Annotated in this window: 9 protein-coding genes; 5 read left to right on the forward strand and 4 right to left on the reverse strand. The window is 38.3% G+C overall.

The features are described 5' to 3' along the window. Positions 1-31: 31 nt before the first annotated feature. Positions 32-2,512 carry a C1 family peptidase gene (locus tag RMX69_RS20570; protein WP_322638562.1) on the forward strand — a complete coding sequence of 827 codons (2,481 nt, stop codon included), beginning with the start codon at positions 32-34 and terminating at the stop codon, positions 2,510-2,512. A 452-nt stretch (positions 2,513-2,964) separates the two neighbouring features. Here the strand turns inward: RMX69_RS20570 and RMX69_RS20575 are convergent, their stop codons facing one another. From RMX69_RS20575 to RMX69_RS20590, 4 genes are all read right to left on the reverse strand, one after another. Next, complete coding sequence (locus RMX69_RS20575; protein ID WP_322638563.1) at positions 2,965-5,160, reverse strand: transglycosylase SLT domain-containing protein; 2,196 nt, start codon at positions 5,158-5,160, stop codon at positions 2,965-2,967. A gap of 560 nt (positions 5,161-5,720) precedes the next feature. Further along, positions 5,721-6,779, reverse strand: a complete 1,059-nt coding sequence (locus RMX69_RS20580) for a 3-deoxy-7-phosphoheptulonate synthase (RefSeq protein WP_322638564.1) — start codon at positions 6,777-6,779, stop codon at positions 5,721-5,723. Between the two features lie 199 nt (positions 6,780-6,978). After that, on the reverse strand, positions 6,979-8,637 hold the full coding sequence (locus tag RMX69_RS20585) for an alpha-amylase family glycosyl hydrolase (RefSeq protein ID WP_322638565.1): 1,659 nt from the start codon (positions 8,635-8,637) through the stop codon (positions 6,979-6,981). A 354-nt stretch (positions 8,638-8,991) separates the two neighbouring features. Further along, positions 8,992-9,369: a DUF1823 family protein gene (locus tag RMX69_RS20590; RefSeq protein WP_322638566.1), complete on the reverse strand. Its 378-nt coding sequence runs from the start codon at positions 9,367-9,369 to the stop codon at positions 8,992-8,994. Positions 9,370-9,609: 240 nt separating this feature from the next. On the opposite strand from RMX69_RS20590, the gene RMX69_RS20595 reads away from it, so the two are divergent. From RMX69_RS20595 to RMX69_RS20610, 4 genes are all read left to right on the forward strand, one after another. Further along, the gene (locus RMX69_RS20595) at positions 9,610-9,912 is read left to right on the forward strand and encodes an acylphosphatase (protein ID WP_322638567.1); all 303 of its coding nucleotides are present in this window, start codon (positions 9,610-9,612) and stop codon (positions 9,910-9,912) included. 192 nt (positions 9,913-10,104) lie between these two features. Further along, positions 10,105-11,151, forward strand: a complete 1,047-nt coding sequence (gene speB, locus RMX69_RS20600; protein WP_289797356.1) for an agmatinase SpeB — start codon at positions 10,105-10,107, stop codon at positions 11,149-11,151. Between the two features lie 493 nt (positions 11,152-11,644). After that, positions 11,645-12,790, forward strand: coding sequence for a hypothetical protein (locus RMX69_RS20605; protein ID WP_322638568.1), 1,146 nt, complete (start codon positions 11,645-11,647; stop codon positions 12,788-12,790). Between the two features lie 456 nt (positions 12,791-13,246). Then, positions 13,247-15,154 carry an adenylate/guanylate cyclase domain-containing protein gene (locus tag RMX69_RS20610; protein WP_289797358.1) on the forward strand — a complete coding sequence of 636 codons (1,908 nt, stop codon included), beginning with the start codon at positions 13,247-13,249 and terminating at the stop codon, positions 15,152-15,154. Positions 15,155-15,212: the final 58 nt, after the last annotated feature.

Genomic DNA, 15,212 nt, shown 5'->3' on the forward strand with positions numbered 1-15,212 from the left:
GTAAAGTTAGATTTATCTTAGGAATACATTTATGCTAAATCAACCTGAAAATCTTAATAAAAGCTATGATTGGAAGAGTAAAGGCTTAGGTTGGGTGCCTGATTATCCAGATTTACGCGACTATAATTTAGATGATGAGGATCTGAAAAATCAGCAACGCTTGAAAGTAGAAGAGACAACAGGTTGGATAGAAAATATTATCGGAGAAGTACTTCAATTATTAAATGAAGATGGAGAAAATATCCAAAAAAGTAACATTAATGAACTAAAAAATAAAATCTTAGGCAATGTTATATTTAAAAAGGTAAGAGTTCATAAACTTTTGCGATATCCAGGTTTTTTGGAAGACAATGAAAAAACTGGTCAATTTAGTATTAATAAAGTTAAATATGACAGTATTTTATCGAGACAAGTTATTCAACTAAAAAAATATCTTGGTGTTTTATTGTTAACTAAATATTTAAACATCCCTAAAAAAATAAATTCAAAGTCTAATTATGATACTGATAAGAGTTTAGACCTTGAAAATCCATTGGATGTAATTCAGTGGATGAATGATGAAACTTATGATTTTCGTACAAAAGAAATTATTGAGTTTTTTCAATGTTTAACAGATATTAAGCAAGATGGAATTGTTGGGCTTGAGACTTTTGTTCAGTTAAATGAATACTTATTAAACCCTAAAAAAAGTAAATTAGTTGATGCAAATAATAAATGTAAAGATGATAATTCTAAAAGGAAGCCATTAAAAAGAATTAGATATTTTTCAGTTACTTCACTGATACCAGATAAGGCTTTAAATCAAATTATCTATAATTTATGTTTAAAAGTAAGTAAACAAATTTCACAAGAAATAAAAACTAAAAATTTTCTTGAAGAAGATTTCCTGAATAGTATTAAAGTAAACTCAGACTTTTTTCAAAAAGTTTTAGCAGAAATAAATACAGATACTAGTATTAAAAATAGTAATTGTTTATTAAGAATTTTAGAAGAAGGCTTAACTAAACCAGCTCAATCTACTAACGCTGTTAATAAAAATAAATCTGACATTAAATCTAATTTAGAATTTTTTAAAAATTCTCCCTTGTTTGATCCTTTGATTTCAATAGCTCTTAGAAGTATTTATCCACTAGCTCAACTCAGACACCAGACTATTGAAGAATTAATAGAGCAAGGGATTGATAACCTTGAAAATCTTATTAAACAAAAACCAGAAAATTTTAATGAACAGCAGAAGCCAAAGCTTGGATACTCCAATAATGAATTAGTTAAATACTCAATTCGTAAAATTTTGTATACACTTTACTATGAGATTCAATCGCTTGAGCAAGAAAATCAAGAAAGACAAATAAACAAGAAAGAATTTACAAATGAATTTATTAATTCTTTTGTCCTATGTTTCTTTATCAAAAAATATTTAAATAAATTTGAGTATACACAAGAGGCTGTTAAAGAAATTGAAAAAGAAGTTGCTGTTATTGGAAACTCAGATGTTACAGTGCCACCTCGTTACAATCCTTTTGATAAGCAAGAACTGTTTGAAATTGTAACAGAGGAAAGTACTAATGGTGTCAATAGTAATTCTTTTGTTAGCTTTACTCAGCAACAAGAAGAACTATTCCTATCTTTAAATTTATATATTCCCATATTCAGCAATAAAACTATTAAATATTTAGAAGAGCCGCAAGAAGACACAGATAAAGATAAAAAACCATTTTTTCAACTTCCTAGCGTAGTCGATTTGAGTTATTGGTTTTCTTCAGTGAAAGACCAAGGTTCTTTAAAATCGTGTACTGCATTTGCGGCTGTTTCATTATTAGAGTACTTTGCCAACAAAAACTCTAAAGATAAAATTGAACCGTCTCCTATGTTTCTCTACAAAGCTGCACGTAACAAAATGAAAGTTAAAGGAGATGTAGGTTCGTCAATCAGAGAGACGATGAAAGCATTAGCTTTATTCGGAGTTCCACCAGAAGATTATTGGCCTTATGATGAAAATCAAGTAGATGAAGAACCACTACCATACTGCTATGCTTATGCTCAGAATTACAAAACGCTCAAGTATTTTCTTTTAGATTATGCAGGTATTACTCCAGAAACGCTTTTATTTCAAATAAAAGCAGTTCTGTCCGCAGGTTTCCCTTGTATTTTTGGACTTACGCTTTATAGCTCTATCTACAAAAGCTCAAACGAAAAAGGTCACATTCCGTTTCCAAATTATCAAGAAGATAAGATTGTTGGCGGACATACACTTGTAGCAGTTGGTTATGATGATTTTCAGTTTGTTAAATGTGCTAATAGTCAGCAATATTCAAAAGGTGCATTTTTAGTTAGGAATTCTTGGGGAACTGAATGGGGTGTAGAAGGTTACGGGTGGCTTCCTTACGATTATGTATTAGCTGGATTAACCTCTGCTTGGTGGTCGTTGCTCAAGTCAGAATGGTTTAACGAGAATAATTTTGGTTTTTCAGGTACAGGTGGTGAAGGAGTACCAGGTAGTACAGGTACATAAATGTTGATAATTTAATGGTTGCGATCGCCTAACATAGATTTTAATCAATGCTGTAGAGCGATGAATTATTTAGACAAAACGGCAGATTCTTTGTCATTGGAGTTTAGACTAATTTTGCTTACCAAACCACCAAACCCTTATCCAGAAAGGCTTTCCTAATTTATAGGCAAGTTTTAGATTCCCAAGTTTAAAATGCTTGTTACACAAGGGCTGTAGCCTGAAAAATAGAATTTAGTCTAAACTCCAGTCAAAAGTGAGCAAAAACAAATTGCGCTACCACTTGAGAATAAGTGCCTTATGCGATGCGTTGCAATAGCGCAGCCTCTTTGAGTAATCGAGTGTCGGAGCTAGCGTCAGAATTAGTAATAGCTAAACAGATATCACTATGAGTTGTGAACTTTGAATTAAAAAATTGCTTTAACTCAACACTCACAACTCATAACTTTCTAAGATTATTGCGCCGGTAGTTGTGGGTGTGTGGTCGAGTACTTTGTCACTATGCCAGAAATCTCCGGGTTGTAAAGCCTTAGATAATTCCAGTAGTTGCCAAATACTTGCCGCACATAGTTTTTAGTTTCATCAAAGGGAATTTGTTCAACAAACTCATCTGGATCTTTTGTCGTTAGAGTTTGCAACCATTTGGAGACATTGCCGGGGCCAGCATTGTAACTAGCGATCGCCAGCAAGGAGTTATTGTTATATTGCTCATGGGTATGATCCAAATACCATGTACCCATCATGATGTTATCGTTGGGATTTTCTAGACTTATTGTTTTGAAATCCACTTTGATTTGGGGCGCAATCCATTTAGCTGTACTCGGCAACACCTGCATTAAACCAGTAGCATCAGCAACAGACTTAATTTTTGGTTCAAACCGTGACTCTTGACGCATCAAAGCAGTTACTAGCAGAGGATTGAGTTGACGCTCAGTAGACCACTTTTCAATCTCTCGCTGATAGGGAAATGGATAACGCGCTTGCCAATAGGTGATTTGTTTACTTAGAGTCTGATATTGGGCAAGTTCGCCTGGTATTTCCCGGTCTTCTAATTTAGAAATTTTATCAATTCCGATGAGATTTTCTCCTCTAGCCTGCCGCATCAACCCTTCAGTAAATTGCTGTGCTACCGTTGGCTGAATTTTGTTCTGAAATTCTGTTTGCCATTGTAACCAGGCATCGCGGTCTTGACCTAACAGATACAATTCTTTGAAAGTATCAGAACCAGCAGGCGGTACTGGACGCCGGGGTGCGATTACTTCTGGGTTCATGACGCGCACGTTGTCAAAATTGCCGACATTTAGCCCCAACATTGTCGCGGCTCGCCATGCATAGTAAGAGTAGGGAAACTGGCTAACCACATATTCATAAGCAGTTTTAGATTCTTGCTGTTTCCCCAGTGCAGCCGCCCATTTACCTACCCAAAAGCCTGCTCTTGGAGCCAAAATGCTATTGGGGTTATTAGTGACAATTGGTTCTGCCCATTGCCAAGCACCAACGTAATCTTTGGCATTAGCCTTATCTTGGGCGATTTTCCAACGATACTCTGCTGCTTCATTAGAGTTACCGTATTTACCTATGAGTAATTGCCACGCCGCGCTAGCTGATTTTTGATCCTTAAGAGTTTGGAGAGTTTTGGCTTTTTGTGCCAGTGCAGTACCAGCTTGTTTGGGAAATTTACTAATTACCTGGTCAAGATATGGTAAGCCGTCTTTAGGTGTTTTTGCGGTTTCTGCTAACCGCAGTAGTGCCGTCCCAGTTTCCTCACTATTGGGAAATTGCTGCACTAATTGTTTATAGGTGGCGATGGCTTTTTCTTTATCTTTGCCTCCCACCTGTAACCCGCGTGCAGTACGGTAAAGGTTGCGCGATGTTTTGGGTGCTTTGGCATAAGCATTCGCCGCTTTCAGAAATTGACTATTTTCCCAATAGCTAGTACCAATAAGTTCCCAGTCTTCAGGTTTGAGAGTATTTTGTTTTACTAACTGATCCAAAACGCCCACTATGCCTGGTTGATCGTAGGCATACTTAGCCAAAATCAATTGTAATTGTGGCTGATTGGGATTTTCTTGCAAGCGTTTGCGGATAATTTCCCAAGTTAGAGGATTGGAAGGAAATTGAGCGATCGCTGTTTCTTGTTGCTTTGGTTGAGCAATCAGATATAACGCTTTCACACTGGCCGCTTCTTTGGGATACTGTTTCAGCACCCTTTGCCTGAGATCCGAGGCTTTGCCGTCCTCGCCCAGCATATCCTCTGCCTGGGCTTGTTTGAGCAAAATGTAAGGCGCAAGGATGGGATAGTCTTTCTCTAGTCCTTGGAGTAAAACCAGAGCTTTTTGCCCTTGGGTTCTTTCAATATAATCACTCGCCAAAAGATAACGAGCGCGATTCCGATCAGGCGATCGCGATTCGGCAGCGATCGCTGCTAGTTTTGCCGCCCGTTCTGGCAGCGATTGCGATATCAGCGGGAAGACGGCTGATTGGGCAACACTACCGTCCGATGTTTGCTCTGCTTGATTCTGACTCAGTTTGAGCCATTTCCCCAGAGACTTGCCAATCTCAGGTGCTGATACCATTGCCCCAGTCAAAAAGGCAAACAGTGCTGCACCCGCAATGATCGAAATTTGCTTTTTCTGTAGTTTCTTCAGCATGAATACCCGCTGAAAAGTTTCGGTGAATTTCTTGAAACTCTAACACTCCTAACCATCAGTGTTACCAATTTTTAATTTTAGATTTTTAATTTTATGTAGAAAAATACTAATTTTCAATCCTATAGTTGGTAGTATTGAGTAGATAGCACATATTAGATACTATTACATCTATCTTAGGTATATCTTAAAGATCCTAAGAGATAGCTCTTCTACTGGGGATTCGCCTCCTACTGATTTGGGGCCACTAACTCTCGTACCCTGCAAGAAGCTGACGCTACAAATCTAAAACTCTTCTCTCGATAGATAAAATTTACCGCCACTATTTGGGCGTTTTTCCTGACAACTTAGTTTTGTAATGGCGTGGCAAGCTTAAAATGATGCATCAAATGTAGGTTGGGTTGAGGAACGAAACCCAACCTACAAATTTTTTTGCTAATGTGGAACAGGTTTTTCGTGTGTGTACACTGTAGCCGAAACAGTCAGAGGAATGGAAGCGGGGTTTTTTTAAATCCCCTCCCTATTCATTACATTCTGAATTCTGAATTCTGAATTCTGAATTCTCATTTAAGTTTTTCGTGAGCAGCCAAAATAATTTTTTCAGTTTCTTCCCAGCTAATACATTTATCAGTTACAGAAACACCATATTTTAATTCTTCTTGTTTACCAGTAATTGGTTGACTACCTTCATACAAATGCGATTCCAGCATCATGCCAACAATTGATGTATTACCATCCACTATTTGCTGAATAATATTTTCTAAGACAGCACCTTGTAATTTATAATCTTTATTAGTATTGCCGTGGCTACAGTCGATTACAATTCTCGGTGGTAAATTTGCCTGTTTTAATTTCTCTTCTACCAGTTTGACATTTGCTGGATCGAAGTTGGGTTGACTACCACCCCTTAAAATTACGTGACCATAGCCATTACCTTTAGTTTGAAAGACACTGACCTGTCCGTTTTGATTAATTCCCAGAAAATTATGCGGATTTCCAGCAGATTGTAGGGCATTCAAGGCTACTTGAATATTGCCATCAGTACCGTTTTTAAAACCCACAGGCATCGAAAGCCCACTGGCCATTTCGCGGTGAGTTTGTGATTCAGTTGTGCGTGCGCCGATGGCAGACCATGTAATCAGTTCACTTATGTATTGAGGGATGATTGGATCTAATGCTTCAGTGCCAGCAGGTAATCCCAACTCTGTAATTGTTAATAGTAGCTCCCGTGCAATTAATAAACCTTTCTCTACATGGAAAGAATCATCCATATCTGGATCGTTAATTAAACCTTTCCAGCCTACAGTTGTTCTGGGTTTTTCAAAATACACTCGCATAATTAATAGCAAGTTATCCTTGACTCGCTCGGACAATATTTTCAATCTCTCAGAATATTCGAGCGCTGCTTTTGGGTCGTGGATTGAGCATGGGCCAACTACTATAAATTTCCTGCGATCCTTAAAATCCAGGATATCTTCTATTTCCTGTCTATATGCTAAAACTCTTTGTTCAGCTAATTGTGTTAAAGGTAATTTTGACTTGACTTCATTGGGGGTTAATAAAATGCGATCGTTCTCAATGTTAGCGTTGTCGATATTACTATTAAGTAATTTGTTGTGCATGGGGATGCTCTGACAATTTTATATACGCACTTCAACTCAGAAGTGTAACACAAACCCATGAAATTTTAAAATAGCTTATTTTTTAATTGACAAATTTCTAATTAAACTGTATGTGAACTAAAATAATAACTGAAAAGGGGAAAAGATATTGCCCCTTTTCTTTGCTATTAGACTACTGATTCAGTGGTAGTGTATATAATTACTGCCATACAAACACTTTTGCTTCATATGGTCCCAAGTCTGTGATGATCCCATCATCACCAGATTCGACATCATAATTACCTGTCCACTCATGCCATGTACCAGCGCTAGGAAAGTTAGGAACATGATAGCCAGCTAGAAAATCTCCTGAGAAATTTGCTATTACAACTACACGAGAACCTTCATCATTCCAACGAGTATAAGCTAATACTTTTGCTTCAGGATTTTCGTGGATAAAATCGATATTTTCTGTGTAGAGAGCATGATTGCTTTTACGCAGGTTAGTTAAGCCTTTGTATGATTCAAATAAACCACGATTTAGATCGTTACCTAACAGCGTCCAATCGATTTTGGATGATTCAGGTTGTTTAGGTTTATACTCACCAAATTCTTCTCCCATCCAAATCAAAGGCACACCAACAGCAGTCATTAGGATGGCTACTCCTAATTTGACCCGCCGAAATGCTTCTTCGTCAAAAATCTCACGGTTCCCCAGTTCAACCATGACATGATTATGGTCGTGGTTGGTGAGATAATTTACTACATTGGTAGCACCCAAAAAGCCTTGGCGCTTGCAGTCAATGACATCTTTGAGACGCTCCAAATCAAATGTATCACCGCAAATGTGTTCGAGAATGCAGTGATAAAAACTGTCATGCCAGCAACCATCCATTGGCCCATCTACATTGGTAATACTGGTAGTTTCAGGAATGTGTTCGGCAACGTTGTAAAAAGGCTTCATGCTAGCAGTTTTTTTGGCTTCCTGAACAATCCAGTGCATGAAATCGTAGTTAGCAATTTGCCGCGCTGCATCATAGCGAATACCATCAAGATGATATTCTGATATCCAAAAACGGATTACCTCACTAATAAATTTCCAGGCTGGCTTAATATCTAATTTTTCATCATAATGTTCATAATTAAACTCAGGCCCCCAGTTATTATCAGGATCACGAGGATCGTGATGATACCAGTAATCGTGGTCAATTTGTGTTAAAGGAGCAGATGCTTCTGAGTGGTTATAAATCCCGTCAAGAATTACACGAATACCTTTAGCGTGACACTCATCAATCAAATTTTTTAACTCAGCAGTAGAACCATAACTAGATTCTGTTGCAAAGAAGTGGCGGGGATTATAACCCCAACTATAATCACCAGGATATTCTTTAAGTGGCATCAACTCAATAGCGTTGATTCCCAGTTCACACAAATAGTCTAACTTTTCAATGACGTGTTTGTACTTACCTCGTGCATAAGGATCGTCCTCGCCACCGGAAAAGTCACCAACGTGCAATTCATAAATTACTAATTCGTGGTCAGCAGGTAAAGGTTTATCATCATGTTGCCAAACATAAGTATCGGTAATCTTTTGACCATCTTTGACTCGGATAACACCATCGTCTTTTCCACTTTGTTCATCTATGTCAGTTGCACAAGGATCTGTAACATCAACCCATTGTTCTGGTTCAAAAAACCATGAATTTGATTGAACGCGGAATTTATATTTATAAATGCCGTCTTTTAGTTCAACACTTGTACGAAAATAACCATCATCACCTTTTTCCATTGGAATCTCTTGCCAATCAGAAAAAGAACCAATTAATGCGGCTCCTTTGTTGTAAGGTGCAAATAAATTAAATTCAATTGGCTTTGCCATAGAAGTATTTGTAATATCAATGGTTGATAGAAATATTCTCTGATGCTGAATTGAATTTGCAAATAGCTCTAGAGAAATAATTAGTTCGTGAGTGCTTCTCTCTTCAGGAATAATTTATATTTTCTTGATAAAACTTAACTGGGTATTTTTGATTTTTGGCTGTTTATAGTATTTAGTAGTTGACTCAAATACGGATTTACTCTCTTGTAAAGATTGTCTATAAAACTAATATTTTTTAAGCTACTGCATACAAATACATAAAAATATTAAACAAAACAATAGTTTTAATAATGTTCAAAGACAGTATATATTTGGTAAAATTAGGATGTTTCTCACCAAATATATGCTACAAAATTAATCTTTTTTGCGATTAGCTTGTTGTAGATAACTTAATAACCAATTTGCCGCTGTCGCCCTGCGAGTTTGCCGAGGTCCAAATTCCCCAATTTTGTAACCTTTGAAACCCAACTTTTCTTTTAGTATTTGTTTATTTTCAGCAGGAATGGAACGAGTCAGCTTGACAGTTGCGGGGCGAGATTCAATGAAATCTGGTGGTTGTGGGTAATCATTATGCCATTCTGGTGCAACTTGGCTAACATCCCATTGTGCAATTGAGGAGTCATAGCGATAGCCTAAATAATGCCATAGCAACTGGTTGACTGTGGCATCATCAAGTTTATCATCAAGAATCGCCCAAATTGTTTCTGTATTAAGTGGTGGCAGGTTAGACATAAACAATTCAAAATTCCAAGTGAAATAACTAACTACTGATCAAATTACAGCAGTTTTCAGGTATTTAGACTAGGACTTCAATGAAGAGTAGGGTAGTTCAATTACTTGAAAAGTTCGGGAAATATACAAAAACTAGTAGGTATTAAGAAAGACTGGGATTAATTTGGCGAGTTGGAGTTAAAAACAGATTGTGTATACACAAACTAGGTAGACTGGAAATCGTAAAGATTAGACCAGTCTATGCAGAATTCTACACCACTGCCAAAGATTATCCGCGCCCATGTATTCATTTCTGGCCGAGTCCAAGGAGTAGGTTATCGCTATTCCACTGTTGATACAGCTAGGCAATTGGGATTAACTGGTTGGGTGCGGAATCTCCCCGATAGTCGAGTAGAGGCAGTTTTTGAAGGGGCGCGAGGGGTTGTAGATGACATGGTTCGCTGGTGCCACTCTGGGCCGCCTGCTGCTGTGGTTAAAGATGTTGTGGTTGAATATGAGGAACCGGAAGGGTTACGGGGATTTGAAGTTAAGCGGGTTGAGTAGGGAGTTAACAAAAGCATAGGAAAGAGAAACTATCCCTTGTACCCTATAAACTATGCTGAAGTAACCTGTATACTTGTGGGTTTTTCCTGTTCATCCTTTGAAGCAGTTTACCGCCTGTGAAAAATTTTGATTACAATGCAGATGTCAACTAGGCGGCGTGCTGTCTATCCACGTAAATCCAGAAGATACTCAATGAGTAATCAATTAAAAGACTACAATCCCAGCGGCGTAGGTGAAATAAATGGCAACCTCTTAGGTTTGCCCTGCGATTATGAGTCTGCAAACTTGATTGTCTTTGGTGTACCGTGGGAAGTAACTGTTTCCTATGGTGCTGGCACTGCTAATGGGCCACAGCGAATTCTAGATGCTTCGACTCAATTAGATTTGTTCGATTTTGATCACCCTGATGGCTGGAAGCAGGGAATTTTTATGGAAGAAATTCCCCAAGATATTTTAGAGAAGAACACATACTACCGCGCCTTGGCAGCAAAAATTATCGAACGATTAGCCCAAGGTAAACAACTCTCCGATACACCAGATTTAACATCTGTGCTGACAGAAATTAATCAGGCTGGTCAACAGGTTAATCAATGGCTGTTTGAAAATTGTCAGGCAGCATTTAATAATGGCAAACGAGTTGCAGTCATTGGTGGAGATCACAGTTCGCCTTTAGGTTATTTCCAAGCATTAGCAGCTAAATACCCAAACTATGGCATTTTGCATATTGATGCCCACGCAGATTTACGCGATGCTTATGAGGGATTTGAGTTTTCCCATGCGTCGATTATGTTTAATGCGATGAAAATACCGCAAATTTCTAAGTTAGTGCAGGTAGGTTTGCGTGATATTAGTCATGATGAAGTGCAAATGATTGACCAATCCGATAGTCGCATTATTGCTTATTACGACCCAGCTATTAAGCAAAAGCTTTACTCTGGCACAACTTGGATTGATTTATGCCGAGAAATTATTAGTCATTTACCTGAATATGTTTATATTAGCTTTGATGTAGATGGTTTAGATCCAAAACTCTGTCCGAGTACAGGTACTCCTGTTCCAGGTGGGTTGGAATTAGAGCAAACTTTTTGTCTTTTCCGAGAATTAGTCAATAGTGGAAGAAAAATTATTGGCTTTGATATCTGCGAAGTCGGTGATGCAGAGTGGGATGGTAATGTTGGAGCGCGGGTAGTTTACAAGTTGGCAAATTTGATGGATTTATCAAACAGAATTCAGGAGTAAGGTGGTCGCCGAGCGCAGTCGAGGTGAGTCAGAATGGGCTAAACCTTAGCTATCCGCTAACAGAATTAATTCTGTACGGCTGGCGGATGAATAAGAGGGTTTAAAATCCCCACTAAATCATTCGCGTAACGTCTATGAAAGACAATATTTAGTGGTTTTCAATCAGTGGCGGGTCTGTAGCAAGATCCCGCAGGGTATCCACCACTGATTGTTCTGATACCAATTCTCTATGAAGATGCACAGAATAACACACTTGAAGCTCCATGCTGGACAAGGTAATTATTCTATGCAGGCTCACATAGATTTGGTATGACTCCTGAATTCTTCTTCAACCAGAATTTCTATAAGGAACAAACAATCAGTACATCAGCGTCTTGTCTCTATATCTGTTTCAGAATATAGAGACTAAACTAATTCCAGATAGTGAAGTTCTGGAATTATATACTTTATTGTCTATTAGTAGCTGAATAGTATTTATTCGTTCTATTTTACTATGAAAATCATGCGAAAAAACTACTTTAACACCAATCAAGGGCGAATTTTCACTGCTTTGATTTTGACGGGAATTTTATCTGTTGCTAGCGGTTTAATACTTGTCAAAGGTGCGACGGGCGCTTCTGCGAACTTCTCTCTAGAAACAAGCAATGAAGTTCTCAAAGACAATATTAAACCAAACCGCTTGCCACGTCCAGTAGCTAATGCAGTACTGCGAGACTTAGCGCGCAGACAGGGAATTTTTACTAGACAACTGCAAATTATTGACTACAATCAACAGACTTGGCGTAATGGTTGCTTGGAACTACCTCAAGCTGATGAATTCTGTACCCAAGCCTTAGTTCGTGGTTGGCGGGTTGTGGTATCTAATGGCAGAGAAAAGTGGGTTTATCATACCAATAATAATGGGCGATCGCTACGTTTAGCTTCGGCAAATACTCCCTCAGAAAATCTGCCAGATAAATTACCTGCATCTGTAAAAAATGCTGTTCTACAAGCCGCATCCAGACGGTTGCAACAGCCAATTTCTCAGTTAACTATTATTGAGGCTCAACAGCAAACTTGGAGAGATAGCTGCTTAGAATTAGCTAATCCTGATGAATTCTGTACCCAAGCTTTGGTATCAGGCTGGCGGGTGGTTGTCGGTGGAGTTGGCCAAACCTTGGTTTATCATACTAATCAAACAGGTTCCACACTCAGGCTAAATCAAAAGGCTAACGAAAATACATTGGGCCCTGTGCAAATTCCAGCTAGTGAGTTACCACCACCGTTAGATCGAGATATAGTATTTCGCCAAATCTCCAGTGGGGGTTTTGCTGGCAGAACCTATGAGACTGTTTTACTCAAAGATGGGCGACTGATTCGCGTGCGGATTGGTGATGCTAATGATTCGGAACGTAGTGTTCGCCGTGTTTCTGTGCAACAGGTGCAACAATTTGTGCGATCGCTAAAACGTTCTCAGTTTAGTCAATTTCGGAATTTGAGTTACCCAGCCCCCAGTGGTGCTGCTGACTATATCACCTATACGCTCACCAGCCAAGAAGGTACGGTTCAGTACAATGATATTTCTCAAAATAACCTGCCAAAGAATTTACAGACAGCAGTCAAAGCCTGGAATCAAATTGTAGCCAGCGCACAATCATAAACCTTATTGATGGAATTGAAGAATAAGAGAGTGGCGGGATCTTGCTACGGACTCGCCACTCTCTTACAAAGTGACGGGTTTCAAATTTCGTAGTGGCGATCGCACTATCTTGAAAAATGAACTTTCAAGATAGCGAAATTAATCAAAGGTGTTTACGGCAATTAATATTAAATTGTAATCTTAACCTAATTCGCCGTTTTGTAAAACACCACATAGGATTAAAATTAAAGATAAAGGCAACTATTAAATATAAACTGCTCAAAAATCAATATTATATTCAATTGTCAATCCTCCGAAAGAAGTATATTAAACTTTCCCCCTTAAATTTGAACGCTTGGAACTGGATAATAATTTCTGCATCATAGATACATCCGAGCAAGTACAACGGTTTGTAGAACGCCGCAAGCCAAGAAAACGAATCTGCTATCAAGTGCTTTAATCTCAGACAGAAATTACATGGAACAAGTAATTACTTCAATGGCAGATGCTTTGTTAGTAACCAGTAATTCAGGAAAAATCAAAAAAGTCAATCGTGCTGCTCAACAATTATTTGGTTTTCGGGAAGAAGAATTAATTAATCAGCCGATATCACTGATAATTGATGATAATCAAATATTAACAAAAGCTATTTCTCAACATTCTTATTTGAAGCGAAGTTCACAGAATTTACAAGTAGTTTGTCGAACAAAAACTAGAGAAAAGCTGTTGATTGCTTTTTCTTGCTCAGTGATTGCAAAAAAAACAGAAGGACTAGAAGATATTGTCTACATTGGTCGGGATATTACTGCTTGGCAACGCCGGGAACAGCGTACAAGTGCCCAGTATGCTATTACCCGTATCTTATCAGAATCACAGAGCGTAAGGCAGGTAATTCCACAAATTTTGCAGTCTATTTGTCAAAACTTGGGATGGGATTTAGGCGAACTTTGGACACCAAGTCAATATATTGGTACTTCACTACAAGGAGATAGTCTCAATGCAGTACTAAGGTGTGTAGAAATTTGGTCAAGTCGATTAATTTCTGCGCGAGAGTTTAAGGCAATCACCTGGCAAGCTACCTATACACCCGGTGTTGGATTACCTGGTAAAATTTGGATCAGACGTTTGCCTTTGTGGATTAAAGATATCACAGTAGATGGAGATAATAGGCGATCGCAACCTGCTGCTGAGGCTGGATTGCACGCAGCTTTTGGCTTCCCCATTTTAGACGATAGTGAAATCTTAGGAGTGATGGTTTTCTTTAGCCGGGACGTACAACCAAAAGATAAAGACCTATTACAAATGATGGGTTCTATTGGTAGCCAAATCTCTCAGTTTATCAAACGCAAACAAGCAGAAAATGCTCTTGTAGAAAGTGAAGAACGATATCGAGATTTATTTGAAAATGCTAATGACTTGATTCAATGCGTCAATCCATCTGGTCGTTTTTTGTATGTCAATCGTGCATGGCGAGAAACTTTGGGATATAGTGAAGCTGAAATCGCAAATATGAGTGTTTTCGATATTATACATCCAGAGTTTAAGCAACACTGTTTGCAAAGGTTTTATCGTGTTTTATCAGGAGAAAAGCTTGGGCAAGTAACAGCCACATTCGTTACTAAAGACGGTCAAACAATCTTTCTAGAAGGTAATATTAATTGTAAATTTGTCGAAGGTCATCCAACTGCGATTCGCGGCATTTTTCGCAATGTCACCCAACGACTAGCAGCAGAAGAAGCGTTGCGCCATCAGCAGGAAGAAACCGAACGTTTATTGCTGAATATTTTGCCAGCCGCAATTTCTAAAGAACTGAAAGAACAACCAGCTAGTATTGCCGAAGACTTTGCTGATGTCACAGTTTTATTTGCAGATATCGTTGGCTTGAGCGAAATTGCTACTTCTATAAGTGCAATTCAACTACTGAACCTACTCAACTCAATTTTCTCAGCTTTCGATCGCCTCACCGAACGATATAGTTTAGAGAGAATCAAGAACATTAACGATGCTTATATGGTGGTAGGCGGCTTACCTACACGTCGCCAAGATCATGCTCAAGCGATCGCTCTGATGGCACTGGATATGCAAACTGCGATCGCTCTATTTAATACTGAGAAGAACCAAAATTTCAGCATCCGTATCGGCATCCATAGTGGTTCGATAATGGGGGGAGTCATCGAGCTGAATAAGTTTACTTATGAACTCTATAAAGACACAGTAAACATCGCTCGCTCTATGGAATCCCAAGATGTTGCTGGTAAAATCCAAGTTACAGAAAATACTTATAAGTGTTTGTGTGATGAATTTGTATTTGAAAAACGAGGCGAAATTGAAGTTAAAGACAAAGGGAAGATAACAACTTATTTGTTGATTGGAAAGAAGGAATGAGGGTATGGGTAAAGAGGAGGCAGGAGGCAGAAGTTCTTTAATTTTGAATTTTGAATTT

It is taken from the genome of Nostoc sp. EspVER01 (assembly GCF_034530635.1).
In the GTDB taxonomy this organism is placed as follows: domain Bacteria; phylum Cyanobacteriota; class Cyanobacteriia; order Cyanobacteriales; family Nostocaceae; genus Nostoc.